This window comes from Amphritea sp. 1_MG-2023, from assembly GCF_030547545.1.
In the GTDB taxonomy this organism is placed as follows: domain Bacteria; phylum Pseudomonadota; class Gammaproteobacteria; order Pseudomonadales; family Balneatricaceae; genus Amphritea.
In genome coordinates this window covers 33918-58237 of sequence record NZ_JAUOQE010000011.1, presented here as the reverse complement: position 1 = coordinate 58237, position 24320 = coordinate 33918, and the positions used below count along the sequence as shown (strand labels likewise).

Genomic DNA, 24320 nt, shown 5'->3' with positions numbered 1-24320 from the left:
ATCTTATTTCGATTACCACACGTAACGCTCAGCAAACAGATTACAGTATGGACTGCACAGATGAATATTACTGCCATCCGCCCCAAAAAGATTGCCGTTATCGGCTCAGGGATTTCAGGCCTAAGCTGCGCTTGGCTATTGAATAAAGCCCATCAAGTCACTCTATATGAAAAAGATGATCGGCTAGGGGGGCATTCGAATACGGTAAGCTTTGATCTTGTCGGCACCAGCGTCGATGTCGATACCGGTTTTATAGTCTTTAACCCACAAAACTACCCGAATTTGGTTAAGTTTTTCGAGCACATTGATGTCGCCACTTGCCCTACCGATATGTCATTTGCGGTTTCCATCAATGCTGGTCAACTGGAATACAACGGCTCGGGATTAGCAGGACTGTTTGCTCAGCCTCGCAATATTATTAGTCCCACTTTTTGGTCGATGATTAAAGATTTGATGCGTTTCTATCGTCAAGCCGATGCGCTAATGCTTGATCCATCGCTGGCAGACATTAGTCTCGGTGAATTATTAAACCGTCATGGTTACGGCGAACGCTTTATTTACGATCATCTACTACCTATGGGTGCAGCGATCTGGTCCACGCCGGTTAAGCAGATGCTTGACTATCCGGCCTTAAGTTTCCTTCGGTTCTGTAAAAATCACGGTTTACTGCAGCTTAAGGATCGACCTCAATGGCATACGATTCCCGGTGGCAGTATCAGCTATGTTAATAAAATAGCCTCCGCCTTAACGGGGAATATACGTCTCAATAGCCGTATCCATAAAGTGATCCGACAGCCTAACGGCGTCATTATTGAAGACCTGCATGGCGCGCAAGAACGCTATGACGATGTCGTGCTGGCCTGTCATGCGGATCAAGCACTCACCCTACTGGCTAATCCGACCGAAGCCGAACAGCGGCTTCTCAGCCACTTTTCCTATCAACGCAATCAAGCCTTCCTGCATCTCGATCAAAGCCTACTGCCAAACGATCCTAAAGTTTGGTCAAGCTGGAACTATATGGCCACGGGCAGCGGTCGCGATGATCGTCAAGTGTCAATCAGTTACTGGATGAACCGTCTACAACCGCTCGCCACAGAACAACCGATCGTTGTCTCATTAAACCCGCTTAAAGCACCTGCGGCGGATAAAATGATCCGCAGTTTTTTCTACGATCATCCTGCTTTTGATCGAGACTCTTTCGTCAGTCAGCAAAAGCTTTGGAGTTTACAAGGGCAACAAAACACCTGGTTCTGTGGTGCTTGGTTTGGTTACGGTTTCCATGAAGATGGTATACAGTCAGGTTTAGCCGTGGCCGAACAGTTAGGTGGCATCCCCCGACCTTGGCAGCTCGAGAACCCTAACAGTCGTATTACGGTCACCTCAACCATCGCCAACACCGAGCCAAAGGAGCGCGCTCATGGCTGAATATGCTTCAGCAATATACAGTGGCAAGGTGGTACATCAGCGATTTACCCCAAAGCAACACCGTTTTGTATATCGGGTTTTTTCACTGTGTATTGATCTCGATGAATTACCTCGCCTGAGCAGCGCTTTTAAGTGGTTAGGTATTAATCGCTTTGGCTTATTTTCCTTCCATGAGAAAGATCATGGTCGCGGTGATGGGCAGCTCAGACAGGAGATCACCGCACTGCTGTCATCGCGAGGTCACGCCACCGCCACCGCCAATATAAAACTCCTCTGCTACCCCAGAATTCTCGGGTATACCTTCAATCCCTTAAGCGTTTACTTTTGTTACAACGCGGCACAAGAGGTCGAAGTCATACTTTATGAGGTAAGTAACACCTTTGGTCAGCGACACAGCTATCTGTTGAAAAATGCTTCCACTAACGACAAAACCATCAGCCAACACTGTCAAAAACAGATGTATGTTAGTCCCTTTATGCCAATGCAAACCGCCTATCACTTCAATATACGAGCACCACAAGACAACGTCACCGTGTGTATTCAGCAAAGCGATCAAGACAGTGAATTATCACAGCCGATCTTTAACGCCACGTTTGCCGGTCAACGACAACCATTGACCGATCGCAACCTACTGACGCTGTTTTTTAGTCGCCCGTTAATGACCTTCAAGGTCATCGGTGCAATTCACTGGGAAGCCCTACGACTATGGCTCAAAGGTATGCAACTACAACCCCGTCATACGTCAAAGAGTTATAGCATCAGTTGGTTAGATAGCCATGGAGAACATCATTATGAAAACCTGTCACTATAAGACCGCCACAACGGCTGATTCACAGGTAAAATCAGGGACACAACAGCACTACCCACTTAGCAGTGGCGTCAATCAACCCCGCTGGTTAGAACAACGCGTACTCAATCGCCTACAAAAAGCACTGCAACATACTCGCGGTCGACTGCACCTCATTATGCCCAGTGGCTATCAACAGACCTTTGGTGAAGTATTAGAGGCGCATCAGCACAACGCATCGAGCGAAGCGATTCATGTGAGCGTCAAGCTAAACTCGCTTCGCTGCCTACTGCGACTCCTTACCGGTGGCATAACCGGTTGGTCCGAAGGCTATATTGCGGGTGAGTGGGATAGTCCCGATATCACCGCACTGATACGTTGGGCGCTACAAAACGAAGCCATATTGGATGACTTATCTAAAGCCAGTGTGATTAAACAGCTGCTTGATAACGTCTACCACTGGCGTAATCATAATAGCCCTCGCGGTAGCCGCCGTAATATTGCCGCGCATTATGATTTAGGCAATGATTTCTATGAGTTATGGCTCGATAAGAGTATGTCTTACTCTGCCGCCTTATTTACCAACGAGACACAGACCGAAGCACACGCCAAACCGCTGTCTCTCGAACAGGCTCAGGCGGCCAAATATCAACAAATATTGCAATGGATTCAACCCGCCGACGATGATCATATATTGGAAATAGGCTGCGGCTGGGGTGGCTTTGCTACTGAGTTATTAACCAACCATAATGCGCGCCTACACGGCATCACCTTATCACAACAACAGCGACACTGGGCTCAGCAACAGCTATCCGCCAAGCACCTCGATGAACGGGCCGATATCAGTCTGACCGATTATCGAGATCTCCTACATCAGTACGATGCGGTGGTATCGATAGAAATGTTTGAAGCCGTGGGTGAGCAATACTGGGATACCTATTTCACCACCTTAAAAAACTGCCTAAAACCTGGCGGTACCGCCGTGCTGCAAGTGATTAGTATTGACGAGCAACGCTTCGATACCTATCGCAAGCAGGCTGACTTTATTCAACGCTACATCTTTCCGGGGGGCATGCTGCCGAGCATACCGCGCTTAGAACAGAAGTTTGCTGAGCATGGCTTTAGCCTGCAACACAAACAGCTCTTTGGTAAAGATTACGCTGAAACACTGAGACTCTGGCGGCACAATTTCACTCAGCAAACGGATGCCTTAGAAAAGTTAGGTTATGGCGAGCAATTCAGACGCTTATGGCTATATTATCTCTGTTATTGCGAAGGGGGGTTCGAAGAAGGTTCGATTGATGTTGGCCTGTATCACCTAGTTAACGAGAATCCCTCACGTTAACAAGCCAAGCGGCATGACGGTTGCGCGACATGACCGCTTGATCCCTCGTTTATAGTTAAGCGCAAGAGGCGCGGGGTATTCATACGCACCTTCCCTAACTTTAGTGATGCTTAGACTATTTTTTCGATCGCTGAGATTGAAATAATAACAACGAAGATAGCGCCTTAGTATCACCTCATGCCATTCCTCAAAAACAGTTTATAACTCATTGATTCACCGCTCTCGTTTCAGTGTTCAGCGGTGCATAAACGCACCATCAACCAACATCGAAATAATCGATTTTATCTATTTAAATATTTAGTTTTTCTATTGCTGCTTTTTTCACTAAATTGTTATCCATGGCTTTTGGCCAACAACACTTTTATTCACATCAATAATGATAAAAACCGGATACAACCATGACAGAAGCAATCAATCCTACTAAACAAAATGCTGAGCCTCTTGATGTTGCACCATCGGTCATACCAACACTCGAAGACTTTGTTGATCTGGATAGATATCCTATTCACGATACAGCATCACCGGTACGTCAGGCGCTGATCGAGCAATGCCGGCAAGAACTGGATGCCGTCGGCTGCTGCCGGATTTCCGATATCATTCGTCCAGAATCAATTGAAAGAATGCGTCAAGAGGTTGAACGTCAACGTGCCAATATTTACTGGTCTGAAGACAGTCATAACCCTTATATGACCAAGGAAGATCTCAGCCTACCAAAAGAACACCCAGCACGTTTTTTTGCGAAGCGTTCCAGTGGGTTTGTTAACTCGGATATCCTCGAAGAGTTTTCCGATCTACGGGCGATCTATAATAATGATGTTATGTTGCAGTTTATATCCGATTGTTTGGGTGTTGCGCCACTATATCGTTGGGCTGATCCTCTAGGATGCAATCCTTACAGTGTTATGGATGAAGGCAATTATTTTCCGTGGCACTTCGACGGTAATGAGTTTACCGTGAGCATCTTGGTTCAGGAACCCGAAAAAGGCGGAGAGTTTCAATACTGCCCCGACTTACGCACGTCTGACAATGAGAACCTTGAAGCGGTGACACAAGTCCTGAAGGGTGATCCTTCGTTGGTACATTCACTGGCGCTTCGCCCAGGTGATATGCAGATCTTTAAAGGACGTTTCTCAATGCACCGAGTGACTCCCGTTGAGGGCAAGCGTTCCCGCTATATTGCTTTACCAACCTATATGCGTGATCCCGATACCGTTAACCGTCCGGAGCATGCTCGACAGTTCTATGGACGTGCCTTACCGATTCATCACGAACGTGAAGCCAATCGTCCCGATAGCTTACTCGACTGATCTATAACGAGACTTTTTCCCGTGATGTTTCGAGGGCGGCTTAATAAAAAGGCCGCCCTTTTTCGTATTACCTAGAAGTTATCTGAAAACGACTCAATCGGCGACATCGATTGATCACCACATAAATATCATTATATTGAATATCACAAGAAATAAACGGTGATGCTTTATGAATATCAATCACATGAAGGCCTTTCTCGAAGTTGCTCGCAGTGGTAGTTTTCAAGTAGCCGCCGACAATCTCCATATTACGCAATCAACCGTTAGCGCACGCATCAAGGTACTGGAAGATCAGTTAAACACGAGCCTGTTTAATCGCAAACGGGATGGCTCAAAGCTGACCACATCCGGACATCACTTTATTCGCTACGCCACAACCTCCGTCAGAGCCTGGGAGCAAGCCAAGCAGGAAATCGCGCTGCCTGAAGAGTTAGATGCCATGATCTCCCTCGGGGTACAACTGAACCTCTGGCAGCAAATCACCCCCTTGTGGATCGATCAGATGCAAAATAATGCTCCGGAGGTCGGTACTCGAGTGGTCATGGATTATTCCGATAGTCTCTTAAGACAGCTCATTGATGGCGAGTTAGATCTAGCCCTCACCTATGTTAATCGTCAACAATCCGAACTCCGCACGGAATTATTGTTTGAGGATACCTTGGTACTCGTTGCCACCAAACCCCGTGAAGTACAACAAGGCTGGATTAAGGATTATGTGTTTGTCGACTGGGGGAATGAATTCCGTGAGGCTCATGCCATGGTGTACCCGGATACACAGGCACCGCGGTTATCGGTTGGTCTTGGAATGACCGGCTTAGATTATATTCTTAATTATGGTGGCGCAGCTTACTTCCCAGAACGCATGATTGAAAAGCAGGTGAAGGAGGGACGCTTATTTTTCGTCAAGCACGCGCAAACATTCAATCGGCCCGTCTATTTATCCTACCCTAAAGAACCAATAAACGCTGAACTCTTGGAAATGGCACGTAAGAATCTGCAGCAGGTGTTACACAACCCTCTTGAAGAAGAGAGCTTGCATTTCATTCGCCCTGAAATCCCGTGCGAAGAGCCAGTCTGATGAACCCGATGAAGGAGCCGTCTGAGGGATCTCCTCGTTTCAAGCTTTAAGCAACAAGCGTACGCAGGGCATTACAATCTAAGGAATAATATAGCGCCGCTTCGATGACTCACGCTAGCGAAACAATTCGCAACAACTCGTAAAAACGTCACATCATGCTCGATACGCTGCGCGTCTGCGAATATAGCGGATCACGCGACCTAACAGCGGAAATTGCTCCATTAACAAACTCGCATCCCAAAAATCCTGATGACTGACCACCCGCCCCTGTTGATCAAACACCAGTCGGCTAACACCTTCGGTCTTAAAAGCGCCAGCAAGGGGGGACGTGGCAGAGAAGCGCCAATAAAGGTAACCGACTTCGCCCTGAACTTGGCACTCGAACACCTCAAAACTCACCTGATCTAATTGCTCAAACATATCCGCCATAATCCCCAGAAAAGCGCTTTTAGACTGCACTCGGTTGAATGGATCGGTAAAGCAGATCGTCTCGCTGACTAACATACCAAGCTCGCTAATACGCTCTGGTTTGAGCTGCGATAGCAACATGGCATAACGCTCTAAATGCTCAACATAGGGCGAGTTAGTAACACACGGCTCAGCATTCAACGGCTCGATATTCGGTGTCTCACTCTTCATGTTCTCCTCATTGATGTGTGTCTCATTCACCTCAGCCTCCTGTTGAAACTTAAGTTGTCGATCCCGTTATGCGCTTTATCAGCCAGAAATAGAGGTTGTAGGGCAACACTCTGAATAGCTTTAATAGATAAACGAAACGCCGAGGAAAGACAATTTCAAATCGCTGACTCAACAGCCCTTTGACGATACGCTGCGCAGCCTCATCAGCTTCCATTAAAGCCGGCATTGGAAAATCATTCTTATCCGTTAACGGCGTGCGCACAAAACCCGGATTAATAAGCTGTAATTTAACGCCTTTGCCCTGTAGCTCAAGCCTTAGAGATTCACACAGATTAATCAGGGCGGCTTTACCGGCGCCATAAGCCGCCGCCGTGGGTAAACCACGATAACCCGCCACTGATGCGACCACGGCCACCTGCCCACGCCCCTTATGCAAGCCAGTTAACTGCTCAGCGGTGTCAGATTCACCCTGCTGCCCGACATGCAGATAACGGTATAATACGGGTTCGAGACAGTTTAGTGTGCCCTGCAAATTAATATCTAACAGCGCTTTACAACGCGCTGCCGAAAACTCAGTGGCGGGAAAGGCATCATGACTGCCGGCATTCAAAACCACTAAATCCGGCATAAACCCCTGCTGATCCCACACCTGAAACTGTTGCTCTACGGCATCATGATCACGAATATCCAAGGGTACAGGGATAAGCTTACCAGGGCTCGAGGCAAGCGCCTGTTGCAGTTGCGTCAATTGTTCCAGCGTACGAGCCGAGCCATACACCGTCACCCCGTCATCACACAACAAGCGAGTTAAGGCCGCGCCAATACCCCGTCCTGCGCCCGTTATCCAGACGTTTTTCCACGGTAATACATCATTCTTCATACAGACCTCCCCGTATTCTAGCCATCACTGACGGTCAAGCTTATACCGCCGTATCATCGATAACACAGCTCGGCGTCGCAGGCCGATCAACACCCACTTCTTCTGGCTTTAACTTGCGAATATGCAACGTTAACTCACCCACTGGTAAGCCGAATTTTTTCATTTTTGTTCGATTGATTAAATTATTCTCATCAATCAGATATAGCCAATCATCCAAGGCGATATTCCAGACGCGACCCTTCACCGGCACTTGCAGCGTGTAGCGCCAATTCAGCGCGTTACCCTGCACCTCGCCGACGGCTTCGCCCACAATATCCTCCGCCGTACCACGGTAATGATTTCCCTGTTTAATTAAATGCCAACAACGGCTTTGTTGCTCGCCATCGCTAAAGCTAAAGTGTTCATCCAAGATGCCATGATCGCCTTCCCAGTGAGCGGCGATATCCGCCCTGAATCGGCGAGTCACCTTGCCTGAAAAGTCCTGCACCATGCCATACGCGACTAATTGCCCATTAAAGAAATTATTTAATTCCAGTGCGGGCTGTTGATCGCGATACTCATCCACCGAACGAGTACACCCCGGTAATATTAATAAAACGGGTAAAGCTAACGCCAATAACGAGAGTGTTGTCTGTGTCATGCTGTCCTCCTAAATAGGCTATCGAATGTTATGAGATGCTCTGTTTGAGGTTTAACGTCTACCGGTTAATGCCCGTGTTAATTGCGGAAAATCACTGTTATCGGCTAACCAGATAGCCAGAAAAGCCTGACTAAAGCGTCGCTCATGGATGGAGCCGATATAGCGTCGATTGTGATAGAAGTGCCCATCACCTTGGCTATCTTGATAAAAACTGAGGGAATCGTGTTGACGAATATCGGGCCATAGTTGTGCTAACGACGATAACCATTGCGACTGTTGCTGCGGATCAATAGCAGCCCGTTGCCATTGAGACTGTGTCTCATCTAATAACTGCTGCCGACTAATATCTCGGTGGTAATGGAGATGCAGTAATAACGGCATCGCCATCGACACATAGCGTCCGTCGGTATTTTCAAGCCGCGCACTATAGACACGAAACCACAACACCTTTAGTTCGGCTTGCCCCACCATTTTCATATTCTCCGGCAAGGGGGTGGCAAGCGTGTGACTCACACCGGTAACCAACAACACGAAGATGATCAACAGTCGATTAACCATCATGATTAGCCCGACGCATAAAGCTCATCTCACTGAATCGTATTAACAACGGAAATAGCAGCATCCAGATCAGCATCAACACCAGTCCACTCGATAACCATGGAAACCCCAGCGTGACGACCCCCAAATGGGCGGCGGTTAGATAGGTTAGGCTGCCAAAAAAACCGCCGCAGACCGCTGCAAGTAACAGCCGCGAGTGGAAAAAGCTAAGACTCTGCCGCAATGTCGCCGAGAAACAAAACCATAATAAAAGCAACCAAAACGGCGGAAAGTCTGACGCTTCAAACTGAAAAAAACCGATAACCGTCAACATCACATCCACGGCAAAGCCGGTTAATCCACACAGTAACAGCACAGAGGTTTCTATCACCGGTTGACGATGAAACAGTAGATGCAAAATCAATAAACTGAATAAAATAGGCAGACTGTGATGCGTCATTAAAATGGCACACCACCAGGCTAACTGAAACCCCAGCAGGTTAAGCCAAATATTGTCTGATCCCACACGTCGCATCATTTCAACCTCTTTTATGATGCTTACGCAAGCCAGCCGCAGAGAGATCAGTGAGACAAAATTTATTCTTAAAAGGCACTAAACACGACACACATCAAAGAAACTGCATATTGTTTTAATATAACGATGACTAGCAACCACTCGACGCTTTTCTTATCTATCTCGCATTTAGAGCAACTGCTAGGATTGGACTCATTTTGCGTCTCAATTTCTGGTAAAAGGGTTCTTTTTGATGTCCAGGGCTTCTCAGGTTAACAATCGATTACTCGTCAGGCATATTGCTCAGCCGAACTTGATCACCTGTACTTCAGATGACAGTGCTGACAAGCTGATTAATCTCATGGACGAGAAAAAAATTGGCTCGATTGTGGTGTGTGAAAAACAACGCCCCATCGGTATTGTCACCCGCCAAGATTTAATAAGACTCTGGCTTGAGCATGACGCAACCGCACCCGCACACCATTTTATGTCCACCCCCGTGTTCACAATATCCGAATGGAAATCTGTCGATAGTGCGAGTCAACTATTCATCACCCATAAAATACGTCATCTGGTCGTCACGAAAAAAACGGGAGAAGCCTGCGGCATTATTTCTGAAACCGATGTCGTCAATAGCCATACCGTTGAGCATGATCTATTTATGCGTTCTGTGGAAGAAATTGCCAATCTAAATCCGGTCACCGCAGATGGCAGTCTTACGGTTATTCGTGCCCTTAAAATACTCGAAGAATCTAATGCTTCAGCCCTACTGATACGGCAAAACAATAAAGTCACCGGTATTTTGACCGAGCGCGATGCCATCAACCTGTTAGCTCAGAATCGACAGCATGATCTGCTCATCGATATCTGTGACAACACGCTGATAACCATTAAACAAGATTTGAGTTTGTACCATGCTCGCCGCGTGTTTCATCGCCATCAATTTCAACATCTTGCGATCACCGACCATCAGGGAACTATCACCGGCTTAATCTGCTATTCAGATATTCTCAAAACCGTCGAAACTAATCATGTAGGCCGCCTGCGTGAATTACTGCATGATAGAGACCTTGCCTTAGAAAAATCACAGCACAACCTTAAGTTAGTCGATAAGGTCATTGAAGCCTCAATGGAAGCAATCCTTATTTGCGATCATCACGCCCATATCGTGCGCATCAACCCATCATTTACGGAGATTACTGGTTATACCAGCGCCGAAGTACTGGGTAAAAATCCCAACATTCTGAGTTCGGGACGTCATAGCCCGCAATTTTATCTCGATATGTGGCATTGCCTGACTGAGCAAGGTTTCTGGCAGGGTGAGATCTGGAACCGACGCAAAGATGGTTCGGTTTTCCCTGAGTGGCTCAGTATCACCTCAATTAAAGATGATAGCGGCAAGATAACCCAATATGCCTCAATTTTTACAGACTTAACCGAAATAAAAAAATCTGAGGCGCGCATCAAACGCTTGGCCTATTTTGACGAACTCACTCGCTTGCCTAATCGCAAGCTATTTCATGATCGTCTCCAAGTCTCTTTGGGTTATGCCAAAGAACATGAACATCGAGTCGCCGTTGCCTACATAGATGTCGATTTTTTCCAACAGATCAATGACCTACACGGTCATGAAATCGGCGATAAGGTACTTAAAGAGGTCGGTCGGCGAATTGATGAACAGCTGGATGAGGGCGACACCGTCGCTCGCTTTGGTGGTGATGAATTTAATCTGATCCTCACGGATGTCGATAAAAGCCCTCAGATTAGTGAGTTTCTTAACCGCATACTGCACACCGTCAATCAACCGATACTGATCGATGGAAAAGAACTCAAGACGACTGTCAGTATCGGCGTCAGCTTCTTTCCTACCGATGCCAGCGACGCCGAATCGCTGCTCAAATGTGCCGATTCAGCGGTACATTTAGCCAAAGACTTTGGCCGTAACAGCTTTCGTTTCTTTTCGTCAGAACAGCACCGAATGATTCAGAGTCGCTATCAAATGGGCAGTGATCTGCAAGCGGCGATCGATAACCAGGAATTTCAACTCTATTATCAGCCCAAGATCTGTTTGCAGACGGGCAAGCCAACCAGTTGCGAAGCATTACTGCGCTGGCTTCATCCTCAACTCGGCTTTATCTCACCGGCGGAATTTATTCCGCTCGCTGAAGACCTTGATCTGATCAATCGCATCGGCCTCTACGTCATCGAAGAAGCTTGTCGGCAAATTTCCAGTTGGAATCAACAGGGCGATACCATTAATGTCGCCATTAACGTCTCCGCCAAACAATTTCAGCAAGGCGATGTTGTTAATCAAATACTCAATGCCCTCAAACAACATCAGATTGCGCCGCAGCAATTGTCTGTCGAACTCACCGAAACCAGCTTTCTGCACTGCCCTGACGAAACCAAACAAGCGATCAACCGCCTCCGTAGTCATCATATTCAAGTGGCCATCGATGATTTTGGGACCGGTTACTCTAGCCTTAGTTATATACGGACGATGTCGTTAGATATTCTCAAAATTGATCGCAGCTTCTTAATCAATCTAGAACAATCAAAAGTAGACCGAGCCATCGTCACATCCATCATTGAGATGAGCCATGTATTGGGTTTGCAAGTGGTGGCCGAAGGGATCGAACATCAGGCGCAACTGGATATTCTGAAACAGATGAACTGTGATCAGATGCAAGGCTTTCTATTAGCCAGACCGATGCCGGCGGAATCCTTTCTGCAGTGGTATCATCTGCAAAAAAATAGTCAAACACCTCAGCCGTTATCATCGCTCTCACAGCCAAAGCAAACCATGCTACCGACTAAGCTTATGCGTTAGGGAAGGTGCGAATAAGTCAATTACGCCTCTGGCTTACAGAGAAGCTGAAGATCAAGGCAACTGTTACAGGCATACTGATTGTACGTCGAAAAATGTTAACGCTGAGATCCTGCTTCTCTGAAAGCCCCAAAGGGCGGATATTAGAATAGTCATCTACTTTGTCAGCCAGCTTGAAAAGGTCCAGACATTTCGCTGCACTGGCTTTCGCGTATCTGGCCATTCTAATGTCCGCAGAGAACATAACAGACTTATTCGCACCTTCCTTAGCTATAAAGCGACGCTTTCCTAATTCCAAGCCCGCTATGTTAAGGCTGCAATCGATGGCTAACGGTTGTTAGCCTTGTTGACCTCGTCTTAATCTGATTTACTGAAGTGCAGCACCGCTTGATCTAAATTGACTTGTGCATGCTCCGTTAGGCCTTCCTGTAAGGCCCACTCATATCCTCTGATCGCCAATACATACACATCTGGCTGGCGATCAAAACATAACTGACAGGTTGCCATGATGGCGGCGATAGAGATCGCATGAGAGGTAAAACTAAAATCCAGTTTTGCCTGCTCTTGATATAAGGCAAAGTGCTCCACCGTCATATCTTTGGTCGCATCCACAAACAGAACCCGCTTCTTGCGACTGATTAGATCGGCATCCTCGAGAAATAACTGATAATTGCGCACCGTTTCAGCCTTTGAACATAGACCTTGCGCCTCAATCCAGTCGATAAAAGCCCAGCCCAGCCCATCATCCTGACGGCCGACATTACCAATACCGTAGATCAAACAATCAGCGCTATTAAAATCCGTCAGCGATAAGCGATTAACCTCAGCGACACAGTTCATCAATGATGTTTCCCCGAGCATCGAATACAGAGATTTTGAGTGGCATCTGACCCAACGCATGTGTCGCGCAGCTCAAACAGGGATCATAAGCACGAATGCCTACCTCAATCGCATTCAGCATCCCTTCGGTGATCTCAGCCTTACCGCTGATATAATCCTGTGCCACTGATTGCACTGTCCGGTTAATCACCTGATTATTTTGCGTGGTCGACACAATCAGATTGGCAAAGGTAATGTCGCCTGTTTTCGCCGCCCGATAATGATGTAATAGCGTGCCACGGGGCGCTTCGACAACACCGATTCCCTCACCGGTCCATGCCGTATCCGCCGGTATCATCAATAACTCGGTGTTCTGTAGATCAGTATCATTGAGTAGCGCTTTGATCAGTTCTGCGGAATGAATAATTTCAATGGCACGCGCCCAGTTGGTATGCAATGTCATGTTATTCGATCGACCATTCGTGTAAGCGTGAAATTTCTTCAGCGCCGCCTCAGCCAAGGGTGTCGATAGAGTTTTAGTGACATTTAAGCGTGCTAAGGGCCCGACCCGAACGGAGCCTTTTTCCCGACCTAACGCTTTAAGGTAGGGAAACTTCATATAGCTCCATGCCTCAGTCGCTTCAGAAAAATGCTGTAAATAATCATGATAATCAAATTCCTGCACGATGTGCTTATGCTCATCGATGATACGTATCCGCCCATGATAGTAATCAACATTGCCCTCATCGTTTACCAAGCACATATCCAGTGCTGGCACGACGGCAAACTGATCGACCTGCTCTCGATGCTGCTCATGAAACTGATAAAAAAGCTCCAGGCCTTCCTGTGCATACTCGATCACCTCATCGATGGAGAGCAAGCCTTCCTCCCCTTGGAGAAAACGATCCCGCTCTTCAATACTGATATTTTTACTCACCCCGCCCGGCACCGAGCTAATGCCATGCATCCGTTTACCTAGCACCGTCTTAATCAATTCCTGACCCCATTTACGTAGCGCCACCACCCGCTTTACCAAGGCGGGATCCTGTTCCACCAAGCCCAGCACATTGCGTTGTTCCGGCGGGGCATCCATACCGAATAGCATCTCGGGCACCACTAAGTAGAAATAAGCGGTCACGTGAGATTGCAACTGCTGCGCATAATGCCCCAACCGCCGAATTTTTTCTGGCCCTGGTAACAGTCGGATATGCTGACCTAAGCCGACTCCGATCATGTCATCCAATGCCTTGGCGCCGCACAGGTGGTGACTGACGAAGCAGATACCGCAAATTCGCTGCAGTAACATCGGCGCTTCCCAATAAGGATGACCTTGCACCAGTTTCTCAAACCCACGGAACTCAACCACATGCAACTTAGCATCGGTGACTTGATTGTCATCATCCAATTGAATGGTTACTTTTCCATGCCCCTCAATACGAGTAACTGGATCGATTACCAGTTTCCGACTCATCTTCGTTTCCTCTGCTCAGTCTAACGTTTGATTATTAAAACGACCCTTGAGCGCCATGCAAACCATTAATCGTAGCGATTCATCGTCGTTGGTAGATCAAACTCACGTCCATTAACTAAGTCATCTAACACTTTTAAAATAGTGCCGCCATCGGGTGGACAGCCCGGAATAAAATAATCCATTTTGACCACTTCATGACAGGGATATACCTTAGTCGTTATTCGTGGAATATCTTCATGATAGGGAATCGTGGGAATGGCATTAGCGACCGCGGTGATGGAATCAACATAGGCTTCTTCGAGACAACTGCTCAGTTCGACCTCATTACGCATCGCAGGCACGCCGCCCCAAATCGCACAAGCACCGACAGAGATGAGAATATCGCAGTGTTCACGGTACTCTTTCAGGGTTTCGATATTCTCCTCATTGGCAACCCCTCCTTCGATAAAACCAATAGCACAACGCTGGCGAATCCGCTTAATATCCGTCAGCGATGAACGTAAGATCGTCACCTTATCGAGCAAGCCTATTAACGCTTCATCCATATCTAATAAAGATAAGGTACAGCCCCAGCAGCCACATAAACCGATCATCGCTACCTTGATTTTTTGATCCCGTGACGCTTGTAAAGCCGGATCCATAGGCGTAGCCGGAAGATCATGAGAGAAGAGTGTTTTTTTATGGCTATTCGTCATACATCATCCTCCAATGCCCGTTGACGCACCGATTTAATCTCAAACTTACGCTCACCAATAGGTCGATTAAACCCCACCCCTTTTTCAATAATACAGCCTACCGGACAGAGTTCAGCGGCTTCACGTACCTGCTCTGCTGACATCTGATCGGCTAGCGTCTTATCTATTTCTATGCGCGCGTTACTGCCCCGTCCCTTGATCGTAAAGATTTTCTGGCCGCTGTGTTGATCATGAATATAGTCGACACAACGCTGACAAAAGATACAGCGATCACGCTCTAACCAAATACGTTCAGCACCCACCTCTCGCTGATGCGGCGTGAACCGATAGGGGAAGCGTGGCACCAGCATACCCACATCATAACCCACTGCCTGTAAATCGCAGCGACCACTCTTTTCACAACTAGGACAATTATGATTGCCTTCGATAAACAACATCTCAATAAGCGCCTTACGCATATCCGCCAGCGCGGGTTCATCTACCGCCACGATCATGCCATCGCTCACCGACACGGTACAAGCCGCCGCTATACGGCCATTGACGCTAACAGAACAGATACGACAGGTCCCTAGACATGGCTTACCTTTCAGATAGCATAGCGTCGGAATATACACACCATGCTCGGCGGCCACGTCGACCAAATTAGCCCCGGCTTGAGTACTCACAGGCCGACCATCAAGGGTTATCTGAATACTCATTTCACCACCTCCTTGCTTGGCTCTGACTCGATTTGCATCACTTTAATTCTCGCCTGTTCATGCCCCTGCAGCGCCGCTTTAACATCAAAAGAGGGCAACAACGTTCCCTGCGACGCGATCAGCTTCGCCTGATAGAGTTGGTTAAATTGCGCAAGCGTGGTGAGTATCGGATTGGGTGATGTGGCCCCTAATCCGCAACGACTCGTGCGGCGGATGATCTCACCCCAACTGAGTAGATCATCGAGATCTTGTTGACACCCCTTGCCCGCGATAATGCGCTCTATTTTCTGCCGTAACTCAACATTCCCCACTCGACAAGGCGTACAGATGCCACAGGATTCAGTAACAAAAAATTGCATAAATTGATGCACAATATCAAGTAGATCCCGCGAGCGATTAAAGATCATCAGCGAACCGTTGCACACCAGATCATCATAACCAAAACGCCGTTCACCACTGAGTTCAACCGCCACACATTCCCCTGACGGACCACTCACCTGTATGGCCCAAGGTTCGACTGCGCCGACCTGTTCGAGTAATTGATTCAGCGTAAGACCCCACTCCACCTCATAAATACCCGGACGCGCGCAATCACCCGAGACACTCACCAAGCGACTACCGGCAGATGTTGCAAAGCCCAATCCAGCATACCAAGCGGCACCTTTTTCCATGAGTCGAGTAACCGCCGCCAAGGTCTCAACATTATTGACCGTAGTTGGCATCCCTAAATAACCCTGTTGAGCCGGAAATGGCGGTTTGACGCGAGGCGTTCCTCGTTTCCCTTCACACGACTCTAGTAATGCCGATTCATCGCCACAAATATAGGCTCCAGCGCCCATCTGAATACGAATATCAAAACTAAAATCCTCGCGTCCCAAGATATGACGACCCAATAGGCCTGCCTCTCTGAGCTGCTGCAACTCAGTTTCAAGAAACTGCTTGAGATAGATATACTCTGCGCGAAGATAGAGGATGCCTTGCGCTGCGCCAATCGCCCAAGCCGCGATAATCATCCCCAGAAACACCTCCTTAGGTGAACGAATCAGTAGCGCCCGATCCTTATAGGTACCGGGTTCGCCTTCATCGGCATTACCAATCACATACTTAGTTTGACTCGCTGTTTCACGGCACAAACGCCATTTTTCACCCGTGCTAAAGCCAGCCCCCCCTAAGCCCTGCAACCGAGCATTCAGTACGGTCTTAATCACCGCATCAGGATCATGCGTCAAACACTGCTGTAACAGGCGGTGATAATCGGTTTCCTGCTGAAAAAAAACCGGTCCTGCCTGACAAATATGGGTTTCCACTAACTGATCTACATAAGCGATACTGTGTGTCGGTAACTGCTGCGGATTAGCAATCTCTGCTGCACTATAACCCTGCTGTAACTGAGCGATAATCCACTGTACTTTATCGACTGTGAGTCGTGTGAAAACCACGTCATCAATTAACATCGCCGGTTCTTGATCACTCAGGCCAATACAGGCGGTGTCATACACACCAAACGTACCGCTGACATCCATCGATCCTAGGGTGGCACCCGTAGCTTGCTCCAACGCCATTAACACCTGCTGATAACCATTCATTCTGGCAATCACCGTATTACTCAGATAGAAACGATGTTTACCGGCAGGTCGCATATGAAAGAAATGATAAAAAGAGCTTGTTTCGCGAATATCATTCACCGACAAATTAAGCTCATCGGCCAGCGTTAATATCGCGCCATGAGGAATATAGTCATACTGACGTTGTATCTCCCAAAGCATATCCAGCAGCCGTGTTTTATCCGCTTGATAACGCTTCACGATGCTCAGGACTTTTTTATTCATTTTATAATCCTTAGTGATATGACTGCGCTAGGCATACAAAACGGTCAATCGACAATACATTTTGATATCCCCTAGGGTCAATGCTACTCGACAATCATGCATATCGCCCTCGTAAAATTGTAGTACAGGTTAGCGGCGATTTGGTTGACTGATCAAACCCTTTGTCTACCCGCCCATCCTGTCAGTCGTCATACCTCGATATCACCGTCAAGCCATCCATCAGGCGCCCTCTGAATGCGTATAGGCACGCCTAACAACGTGTAGACTCGCAGCTCATATTCTTAACTTAGTCGCTCAGTTCAGTGAACTATTGATCGCTGAAGTGGCTAAGTTTCAGATCATTGCCTACATTGAAATGTGATCACGCTATTGAACTTATAGTCTTAAATAACCGACATCAGCGATCAAACGGACACTCAATTTACTCAGGGAATATAAACATGAGCGAAGAGATTATTACCAGTACCGGCCAGTGGTCTCTAGTCGTATTGCGAGTCACACAAAAGCGTGTGAAAGTTTGGGCCGGCACACTGTTCTCGACCTTAACCATGCCCGAGCATGCCCGTATAGAGTTAATCGACGCGGTTGACAATGTCAGCGTACATACCATCGTGAAAAGCGACTGGAATAGACCTTTTAGCAAGATTCGTAAACGCTTCTATATCACCGCCGAGTTTTCAGATCTTCAGCCCGGTTGTCACTATAAGGTCCGTTTTCTTCGGCGCATTGAAGCGATTCATGGTGTGCGTGAAGCCTCCTGGCAACTACTGCGCAGTGCACAATTCGATACCCTACCGTCACAGTTACCGCCGATAGGCGAAAAACCGTTCACCATCGGTTTTGGTAGTTGTTTCTATAATCACCGTGATGGTGGTCAGGCAGCAGGCGCTTACAAAGCCCTGTATGATCGCGGCGATCCGGCGGTTAAACCCGATATCACGTTTCTCACCGGTGATCAGGTCTATCTCGATATAGGCTTCGATTCACTCTCATTTGTGAGTAGTGAAATAAGACAACGGGTTGCCGATGATTACGCACTACATTGGCAGGCGTTGGGCAGTATTCTTAATCGGGGTGCCACTTGGATGTTGCCAGATGATCATGAATACTGGAATGACTACCCCTTTCATGATTCACTGATTCCCACCCTGTTAGCCTTAAAAATTAAAAAAGTCAGAAACACTTGGTCGAAAGCCTCCACCGATGGCGTTCGTCGGGTACAGCAAAGCCCTAACATTGAGACATTTACCATTGCTGATAAGCTCGCGTTTTGTCTCGCCGACCTACGCTCATTACGCCATGATCACGGTTTTCTACCCGCCACTGAATTTAAGCAATTAACCGATTGGGCCAAAGCATTACAATCACCCGGCGTGCTGGTACTGCCACAACCTTTAATTGTGGAACAAAATCCGACCGAACGAAATCTCCTCAGTTTCAAAACTCAATACCAACAATTGCTGCAGGCCCTAGGCAGCAGCGGTCATGATATTGTCTTGCTCAGCGGCGATGTGCATTTTGGCCGTATCGCTAGCGTAACCTTGGGACCACAAGGGGGCCGACTCATCGAAGTTATCTCCTCCCCGCTGTCGAACCTCACCGGTTTAAACGGTATTGCCACCGCTACCCCCAGCTTTAAGCCTACCCATTTTCCCGATCCAGCCTTGGTTAGCATGCCCGGCTGGACGGCAAAACCCGTACACTACGACCACTCATTTGCCGTTAGCACCAAACGTGGATGGTTATTATCAGCTTATCCCAAGTCACGTACCCGCGAACACTTTATGACCGCCAGTTTTCTGCAAGCCGATAACGGCAAGATCCGCTTGAAGGTGAATGCTTGGCGAGTCCGTGAACGCGACCACGACAACCTTCCCGTGCGAGATTTTGAGCCCTATGAGATTGACCTATCATGAGAAGCAACAAAAGAGAGACAGGCGGCCCTCGCATGAAGTTCATTATCAATCCTGCACGGCTAATATGAATCCGACAAAGGAGTCTCATCATGCAGATCGACTTTCATCATGGCGTCACTTACGTGGTCGCTCGATTATCAGGATTTAACCATCACCATGCCTCGGTCATCGCCCATGCGGCTCAATATGTGGATGATGCCACCAACGATGGTCTAATCCGCTTTGATAATCAGGCGATGTATCAACGTATCGCCTCTGCCCACAAAATGATCGACTACAAAAACATTCAAAAACTGGCCAATCATCAAGTCTGGATCCCATTTCATTTTTTGCCTGGGAATGAGGGCTTAGCGGCTGGCGAAAATCCTGATGCCGATTTCCGCCATAAAATCGTTTGTCGACCGAATAGTTTTGTCGCGCAAGATATGCTGCGTGCCTGTATCGCCGATCACCATAAACCGAATGCCCTGCACCGTCTGGGTATCACCATGCATGTATTTGCCGATACCTGGGCGCACCAAGGGTTTGCCGGTATCAATGATAAAATCAATCTCGTTCAAGATGTACTCGATGAAAATAATGATCCTGACCCAAGCCTACTCATACAGGTAAAAAACTACTTCCTCGACCGCTTCGATGCCGTCCAATCACAATTTGTCGGCGACCTACTGCCACTCGGCCATGGTGCCGCATTGAGCTATCCCGATCGGCCCTATCTTAAGTGGCATTACACCAATGGTGAGGGGCTGCATATCGAACGCGATAACCCCAAGGATTTTATCGAAGCCGCTGATCAGATGTGTAAAGCGATGCGCCGCTTTCAGCTGGGCGATGCTGACGCCAACGTGGCCGGACTGTCAACCATCAGCCGTGAGCAAATCGAAGCCATGTTACGCAATACTCGTGAAGATAGCGGTGATAAGCGTCATCGAGTATGGCTCGACGCTATCGCGAATGAACACTTTGGTTTTCCGGCGGAAAAACTCCACTATATCCCCAAAGGCGTGGGCTCTTGGAAGTATCAGGCCATTAAAGATAGACGTTCGAAACAGTTAAAACATCAGCTATTTACTTATCACGCTGCATTTCTCGATAGTGATTGGAAGCACTTCCATGATGCCTTACAAGCGCACCGATTCACCGTCATTCATGAAATTCTGCCTCGCTACGGCATCAGTGCAGCTTAATATTAACGCGACGTTGGAAGCGTCTGCCCGAACGACTGACAACACTCGCTATCACCGATTAACAGTCTTATGGGGCGACCTTTGATACTCAAAAAATTCATGCTGCAAAGCACAACATTGTTGTAATAATTAATTTTATGTCCTGTAGCATCAGTTGAAATAAACCGACGCCTATGCCTATTATAAGTCTCTGGTTGGCTGAATGATGACAACAACAGGTGCAATAATGGCGAGTGTAAACAGATCCAGCGATATCGTAATATTCGGTGCTTTGGGTGATTTAGCACAACGCAAACTGATCCCTGCCCTATTCCAACTCGATAGTGCCGCACTACTCGGGCAAGATACGCGTATCATCGGCGTCGCGCGAGCAACACAAAATAGTGATGCCTTTCGCCGTCGCTGCCAGGAGAGTCTCACTCAACGCATCAAACCTGACGAACTCGATGCCGCTGCATTGCAGCGCTTCCTAGCCAGAATAGAATATTGCATCATCAACTTCACCGATGCTGAAGGCTACCACTCCCTCAAAACTATCCTCGATATCAGTGCCGAACGAGCGCGAATTTTTTACTATGCCACCCCCGCCTCGCTCTATGGCGCTATCAGTCGTAACCTCACTAAAGGCGACTGCATCAACACCAATAGCTGTGTGGTATTAGAAAAGCCCATCGGTCATAACTTGAGATCGTCCAATGAGGTTAATGATCAGGTCGCCGAATATTTTGATGAAGCGCAGATCTATCGTATCGATCACTATTTGGGTAAAGAAACAGTACAAAACCTGATCGCCTTACGGTTTGCCAATCCTCTGTTCGGCTCACAATGGAATCAAAGCCATATCTCTCACGTTGAGATTACCGTGGCCGAAAAAGTGGGTATTGAAGGACGCTGGGGATATTTCGATCAAGCTGGACAGATGCGAGATATGGTGCAAAATCATCTATTACAGTTACTCTGTTTAACCGCCATGGACCCGCCCGATGATCTCTCGGCCGACATGATTCGTAATGAAAAAGTCAAAGTGCTCAAGGCGCTACGACCGATCTCCGCCGCCATGTGCAACACACATGTGGTACGTGGCCGCTATACCAAAGGTTTGGTTGAGGGGAATCCGGTACCCGGCTATATGGAAGAAGAAGGCGCCAACCCCAATAGCCATACCGAAACCTTTGTCGCCATCAAGGCGGAGATCAATAATTGGCGCTGGGCGGGCGTGCCCTTCTATCTGCGTACCGGCAAACGACTACCCGAGAAACTGTCACAAATAACCATTCACTTTAAACCACAGCCACACTTTATTTTTGATGAGAGTCAGCGCCACTTGGCGCAGAATAAACTGATTATCCGTCTACAACCGGAAGAGGGGATTTCACTCCAAATTCTCAATAAAGATCACGGCCTTAATAAAGGCATGCATTTACGTAGCGAAGCACTAAATCTCAATTTCTCGCAATCATTTGAACAAAATCGCGTGCCCGATGCCTATGAGCGATTACTACTGAAGGTGATGCAAGGCAATCAATACTTATTTGTGCGCCGTGATGAAGTGGAACATGCCTGGACCTGGTGCGATCAATTAATGCAACATTGGCACAACGAAAACAAACCACCGCTAGCCTATGCGGCCGGTAGCTGGGGACCCAAAGCTGCTGACTTGATGTTAATTAAAGATGGAAACTGCTGGTATGAAGATCAGTGAGCTGAGTCTACCCAAGCATATAACACTGTGTGATTTCAGCTCTCGTGAAGCGCTAACCCATACCCTAGCCGAACATATCGCACGTCAGCTCAGCGATGCAATCAACAGCAGCGGCAAAGCCTACTTAGCCGTGTCTGGCGGCACTACCCCGGTACCGCTATTTAAGCGTTTAAGTCAGATACCGCTGGCCTGGCATCAAGTCACTATCACTCTCGCGGATGAGCGCTGGATCAATCCCGATCAGCCTGATAGCAATGAATATCTCGTGCGCACCGCGTTGCTACAGCAATATGCGGGCAACGCCCATTTTATTCCCCTTTGGCAAGCCGGTATGACTGCCGCAGCCGCAGCGCAACATCAGACCGGTTGTCAACAGCTTAGCCAACCGTTCGATATTGTCCTTCTCGGTATGGGTAACGATGGTCATACCGCCTCACTGTTTCCAGATGCCGCTGAATTATCCGCCGCCTTACAGAGTCAAGCTGACAGTGTGGCTATTAACCCAACCCACGCCTCTTATGCCAGACTATCGCTGACGCCCTCAAGACTGCTCAACAGTCAGCAACGCATTTTACATATAGTCGGGCAAGACAAGCTGACAACACTGACTCAAGCCTTAATCAGCACACCGCAAGCGATGCCCATTAATCTGTTTTTACAACAGCCGTTAACTATTTTTTGGGCTCCCTGAGCATCACAGACTGCGACAATAACAGCCTACCCATTGCCAACAGGATAACCGATGAAGACTACATTATTGCCACCTGAGATGACTGCCAAAACCGATCAACTTTGCCGCTTAGCGCCGGTCATTCCGGTACTCACCATCAATCAACTTAAGGATGCGATCCCGATCGCCGAAGCACTCGTTGCTGGCGGTTTACCAGTACTCGAAGTCACTTTGCGCACGCCTCATGCGCTGGATGCGATTGACGCCATTGCTCGAGCGGTGCCCGACGCCCATGTAGGCGCAGGCACCATCATCAATCCGGCTGATTTTAAACGCGCTGTCAACAGTGGCAGTTCATTTATCGTTAGCCCCGGCATCACGGCCGAACTCTTAGACTACGGCACCACCAGCGACACGCCGTATTTACCCGGCATTCAAACCGTTTCTGAGCTAATGACGGGAATTCAGTGGGGCTATCAACGGTTTAAATTTTTCCCCGCGGAAATAGCCGGCGGCAGCGCCACCCTTAAGGCGTTCGCGGGGCCTTTTGGTAATATCCGCTTCTGCCCCACCGGTGGCATTCGCGCCCATAGCGCCAGCGAATATTTAGCCCTTGCCAACGTTATGTGTGTCGGCGGCACGTGGCTAACGCCAGCGGATAGCGTCGCCAAGCAAGACTGGCAGGCCATAACACGACTGGCACAACAGGCCGTTAACCTGACGGCTGATACCGCTCAATAATATTCATCAAAAGAGATCGATCATAAACAACGTTACCGGAAGCCGATATGGACATAGAGATGAAGCAGATAGCGATGCCAGCGCAAAAGCGTATCGCTCTGATCGCGCACGATAATATGAAACAAGATCTACTCGATTGGACTCACAAAAACCTATCGACGCTACAGCAACATACCTTATTTGCCACAGGCACCACCGGCCACTTACTCGAACGCAGCTTAAAAACACCGATCACCAAACTGATTAGCGGCCCGCTCGGCGGTGATCAGCAGATCGGAGCCCTGCTCACAGAACAAAAGTTAGATATGATTATCTTCTTCTGGGATCCCTTCGAACCGATGCCTCATGATCCCGATGTTAAAGCGCTGTTACGGGTCGCCGCGGTATGGAATGTCGCCGTTGCCTGCAATCGAAGCACCGCTGACTTCATGATTAGTTCACCGCTATTAAACGCGCAACATCAGTATAAAGTACCCGATTATGAACGCTATCTGGAAAAGCGTATACCCTCTAGTGCATAACGATTGTTGCGTGCTTAGCGAAGTGATTTGTATCATGCTAAATCGGCAAGCGCGAACAGTCACAGAATACGCTTGAACCACTCAACAAGCTT

Annotated in this window: 22 protein-coding genes; 12 read left to right on the top strand and 10 right to left on the bottom strand. The window is 48.0% G+C overall.

Annotation, left to right across the window (positions count from 1 at the left end; translation table 11 throughout):
- Positions 1 to 60: 60 nt before the first annotated feature.
- The 5 genes from Q4488_RS08090 (at position 61) to Q4488_RS08070 (ending at position 5942) form a co-directional block, all read left to right on the top strand.
- The gene (locus Q4488_RS08090) at positions 61 to 1425 is read left to right on the top strand and encodes an NAD(P)/FAD-dependent oxidoreductase (RefSeq protein WP_303579970.1); all 1365 of its coding nucleotides are present in this window, start codon (positions 61 to 63) and stop codon (positions 1423 to 1425) included.
- Entirely contained in the window at positions 1418 to 2236 is an 819-nt protein-coding gene (locus Q4488_RS08085) for a DUF1365 domain-containing protein (RefSeq protein WP_303579969.1), read from the top strand. Before Q4488_RS08090 ends, Q4488_RS08085 begins: the two co-directional genes overlap by 8 nt.
- On the top strand, positions 2217 to 3557 hold the full coding sequence (locus Q4488_RS08080) for a cyclopropane-fatty-acyl-phospholipid synthase family protein (RefSeq protein ID WP_303579968.1): 1341 nt from the start codon (positions 2217 to 2219) through the stop codon (positions 3555 to 3557). Before Q4488_RS08085 ends, Q4488_RS08080 begins: the two co-directional genes overlap by 20 nt.
- A 398-nt stretch (positions 3558 to 3955) precedes the next feature.
- Entirely contained in the window at positions 3956 to 4864 is a 909-nt protein-coding gene (locus Q4488_RS08075; RefSeq protein ID WP_303579967.1) for a hypothetical protein, read from the top strand.
- Positions 4865 to 5033: 169 nt separating this feature from the next.
- Positions 5034 to 5942, top strand: coding sequence for a LysR family transcriptional regulator (locus tag Q4488_RS08070; RefSeq protein WP_303579966.1), 909 nt, complete (start codon positions 5034 to 5036; stop codon positions 5940 to 5942).
- A 153-nt stretch (positions 5943 to 6095) separates the two neighbouring features.
- Here the strand turns inward: Q4488_RS08070 and Q4488_RS08065 are convergent, their stop codons facing one another.
- From Q4488_RS08065 to Q4488_RS08045, 5 genes are read right to left on the bottom strand one after another with little or no spacing between them, the layout of a single operon-like run.
- Entirely contained in the window at positions 6096 to 6611 is a 516-nt protein-coding gene (locus Q4488_RS08065) for a nuclear transport factor 2 family protein (protein ID WP_303579965.1), read from the bottom strand.
- Between the two features lie 19 nt (positions 6612 to 6630).
- Entirely contained in the window at positions 6631 to 7461 is an 831-nt protein-coding gene (locus Q4488_RS08060; protein ID WP_303579964.1) for an SDR family NAD(P)-dependent oxidoreductase, read from the bottom strand.
- Between the two features lie 40 nt (positions 7462 to 7501).
- Positions 7502 to 8101, bottom strand: a complete 600-nt coding sequence (locus tag Q4488_RS08055; protein ID WP_303579963.1) for a DUF3833 domain-containing protein — start codon at positions 8099 to 8101, stop codon at positions 7502 to 7504.
- Between the two features lie 51 nt (positions 8102 to 8152).
- Positions 8153 to 8662, bottom strand: coding sequence for a chalcone isomerase family protein (locus Q4488_RS08050; protein WP_303579962.1), 510 nt, complete (start codon positions 8660 to 8662; stop codon positions 8153 to 8155).
- Positions 8652 to 9176: a DUF2878 domain-containing protein gene (locus Q4488_RS08045; protein WP_303579961.1), complete on the bottom strand. Its 525-nt coding sequence runs from the start codon at positions 9174 to 9176 to the stop codon at positions 8652 to 8654. Before Q4488_RS08045 ends, Q4488_RS08050 begins: the two co-directional genes overlap by 11 nt.
- Before the next feature lie 229 nt (positions 9177 to 9405).
- Between Q4488_RS08045 and Q4488_RS08040 the strand changes: the two genes are divergently transcribed.
- The gene (locus tag Q4488_RS08040; RefSeq protein WP_303579960.1) at positions 9406 to 11982 is read left to right on the top strand and encodes an EAL domain-containing protein; all 2577 of its coding nucleotides are present in this window, start codon (positions 9406 to 9408) and stop codon (positions 11980 to 11982) included.
- A gap of 354 nt (positions 11983 to 12336) precedes the next feature.
- Here Q4488_RS08040 and Q4488_RS08035 read toward each other — a convergent pair whose 3' ends face one another.
- The 5 genes from Q4488_RS08035 to Q4488_RS08015 all read right to left on the bottom strand — a co-directional run bounded on the left by Q4488_RS08035 (position 12337) and on the right by Q4488_RS08015 (position 17491).
- Positions 12337 to 12819: a hydrogenase maturation protease gene (locus tag Q4488_RS08035; RefSeq protein WP_303579959.1), complete on the bottom strand. Its 483-nt coding sequence runs from the start codon at positions 12817 to 12819 to the stop codon at positions 12337 to 12339.
- Entirely contained in the window at positions 12803 to 14269 is a 1467-nt protein-coding gene (locus Q4488_RS08030; protein ID WP_303579958.1) for a Ni/Fe hydrogenase subunit alpha, read from the bottom strand. The genes Q4488_RS08035 and Q4488_RS08030 overlap by 17 nt, the downstream gene beginning before the upstream one ends.
- 65 nt (positions 14270 to 14334) lie before the next feature.
- Positions 14335 to 14964, bottom strand: coding sequence for an NADP oxidoreductase (locus Q4488_RS08025; RefSeq protein WP_303579957.1), 630 nt, complete (start codon positions 14962 to 14964; stop codon positions 14335 to 14337).
- Positions 14961 to 15662: a 2Fe-2S iron-sulfur cluster-binding protein gene (locus Q4488_RS08020; RefSeq protein WP_303579956.1), complete on the bottom strand. Its 702-nt coding sequence runs from the start codon at positions 15660 to 15662 to the stop codon at positions 14961 to 14963. Before Q4488_RS08020 ends, Q4488_RS08025 begins: the two co-directional genes overlap by 4 nt.
- Positions 15659 to 17491, bottom strand: coding sequence for an NAD(P)H-dependent oxidoreductase subunit E (locus Q4488_RS08015; RefSeq protein ID WP_303579955.1), 1833 nt, complete (start codon positions 17489 to 17491; stop codon positions 15659 to 15661). Before Q4488_RS08015 ends, Q4488_RS08020 begins: the two co-directional genes overlap by 4 nt.
- A gap of 440 nt (positions 17492 to 17931) precedes the next feature.
- Between Q4488_RS08015 and Q4488_RS08010 the strand changes: the two genes are divergently transcribed.
- The 6 genes from Q4488_RS08010 (at position 17932) to Q4488_RS07985 (ending at position 24228) form a co-directional block, all read left to right on the top strand.
- On the top strand, positions 17932 to 19407 hold the full coding sequence (locus tag Q4488_RS08010; RefSeq protein WP_303579954.1) for a hypothetical protein: 1476 nt from the start codon (positions 17932 to 17934) through the stop codon (positions 19405 to 19407).
- Between the two features lie 89 nt (positions 19408 to 19496).
- Positions 19497 to 20594, top strand: a complete 1098-nt coding sequence (locus tag Q4488_RS08005; protein WP_303579953.1) for a DUF6765 family protein — start codon at positions 19497 to 19499, stop codon at positions 20592 to 20594.
- A 205-nt stretch (positions 20595 to 20799) separates the two neighbouring features.
- Positions 20800 to 22296 (top strand): glucose-6-phosphate dehydrogenase, encoded by a 1497-nt coding sequence (gene zwf / locus Q4488_RS08000; RefSeq protein WP_303580017.1) that lies wholly within the window; start codon positions 20800 to 20802, stop codon positions 22294 to 22296.
- Complete coding sequence (gene pgl / locus Q4488_RS07995; RefSeq protein WP_303579952.1) at positions 22283 to 22987, top strand: 6-phosphogluconolactonase; 705 nt, start codon at positions 22283 to 22285, stop codon at positions 22985 to 22987. Before zwf ends, pgl begins: the two co-directional genes overlap by 14 nt.
- A 51-nt stretch (positions 22988 to 23038) precedes the next feature.
- A complete protein-coding gene (locus tag Q4488_RS07990; protein WP_303579951.1) occupies positions 23039 to 23707 on the top strand; it encodes a bifunctional 4-hydroxy-2-oxoglutarate aldolase/2-dehydro-3-deoxy-phosphogluconate aldolase in 669 nt (222 codons plus the stop codon).
- Positions 23708 to 23754: 47 nt separating this feature from the next.
- Positions 23755 to 24228: a methylglyoxal synthase gene (locus tag Q4488_RS07985; RefSeq protein ID WP_303579950.1), complete on the top strand. Its 474-nt coding sequence runs from the start codon at positions 23755 to 23757 to the stop codon at positions 24226 to 24228.
- The last annotated feature ends 92 nt before the right edge of the window (positions 24229 to 24320 follow it).

Bases quoted from the DNA above. Each gene is read 5' to 3' on its own strand.
- Q4488_RS07985 (WP_303579950.1), top strand. From the start codon at position 23,755: ATGGACATAGAGATGAAGCAGATAGCGATGCCAGCGCAAAAGCGTATC.
- Q4488_RS08045 (WP_303579961.1), bottom strand. From the start codon at position 9,176: ATGATGCGACGTGTGGGATCAGACAATATTTGGCTTAACCTGCTGGGG.
- Q4488_RS08055 (WP_303579963.1), bottom strand. From the start codon at position 8,101: ATGACACAGACAACACTCTCGTTATTGGCGTTAGCTTTACCCGTTTTA.
- Q4488_RS08030 (WP_303579958.1), bottom strand. From the start codon at position 14,269: ATGAGTCGGAAACTGGTAATCGATCCAGTTACTCGTATTGAGGGGCAT.
- pgl (WP_303579952.1), top strand. From the start codon at position 22,283: ATGAAGATCAGTGAGCTGAGTCTACCCAAGCATATAACACTGTGTGAT.
- Q4488_RS08025 (WP_303579957.1), bottom strand. From the start codon at position 14,964: ATGACGAATAGCCATAAAAAAACACTCTTCTCTCATGATCTTCCGGCT.
- Q4488_RS08020 (WP_303579956.1), bottom strand. From the start codon at position 15,662: ATGAGTATTCAGATAACCCTTGATGGTCGGCCTGTGAGTACTCAAGCC.
- Q4488_RS08085 (WP_303579969.1), top strand. From the start codon at position 1,418: ATGGCTGAATATGCTTCAGCAATATACAGTGGCAAGGTGGTACATCAG.
- Q4488_RS08060 (WP_303579964.1), bottom strand. From the start codon at position 7,461: ATGAAGAATGATGTATTACCGTGGAAAAACGTCTGGATAACGGGCGCA.
- zwf (WP_303580017.1), top strand. From the start codon at position 20,800: ATGACAACAACAGGTGCAATAATGGCGAGTGTAAACAGATCCAGCGAT.
- Q4488_RS08010 (WP_303579954.1), top strand. From the start codon at position 17,932: ATGAGCGAAGAGATTATTACCAGTACCGGCCAGTGGTCTCTAGTCGTA.
- Q4488_RS08035 (WP_303579959.1), bottom strand. From the start codon at position 12,819: ATGAACTGTGTCGCTGAGGTTAATCGCTTATCGCTGACGGATTTTAAT.
- Q4488_RS08090 (WP_303579970.1), top strand. From the start codon at position 61: ATGAATATTACTGCCATCCGCCCCAAAAAGATTGCCGTTATCGGCTCA.
- Q4488_RS08080 (WP_303579968.1), top strand. From the start codon at position 2,217: ATGAAAACCTGTCACTATAAGACCGCCACAACGGCTGATTCACAGGTA.
- Q4488_RS08075 (WP_303579967.1), top strand. From the start codon at position 3,956: ATGACAGAAGCAATCAATCCTACTAAACAAAATGCTGAGCCTCTTGAT.
- Q4488_RS08015 (WP_303579955.1), bottom strand. From the start codon at position 17,491: ATGAATAAAAAAGTCCTGAGCATCGTGAAGCGTTATCAAGCGGATAAA.
- Q4488_RS07990 (WP_303579951.1), top strand. From the start codon at position 23,039: ATGAAGACTACATTATTGCCACCTGAGATGACTGCCAAAACCGATCAA.
- Q4488_RS08040 (WP_303579960.1), top strand. From the start codon at position 9,406: ATGTCCAGGGCTTCTCAGGTTAACAATCGATTACTCGTCAGGCATATT.
- Q4488_RS08050 (WP_303579962.1), bottom strand. From the start codon at position 8,662: ATGATGGTTAATCGACTGTTGATCATCTTCGTGTTGTTGGTTACCGGT.
- Q4488_RS08070 (WP_303579966.1), top strand. From the start codon at position 5,034: ATGAATATCAATCACATGAAGGCCTTTCTCGAAGTTGCTCGCAGTGGT.
- Q4488_RS08005 (WP_303579953.1), top strand. From the start codon at position 19,497: ATGCAGATCGACTTTCATCATGGCGTCACTTACGTGGTCGCTCGATTA.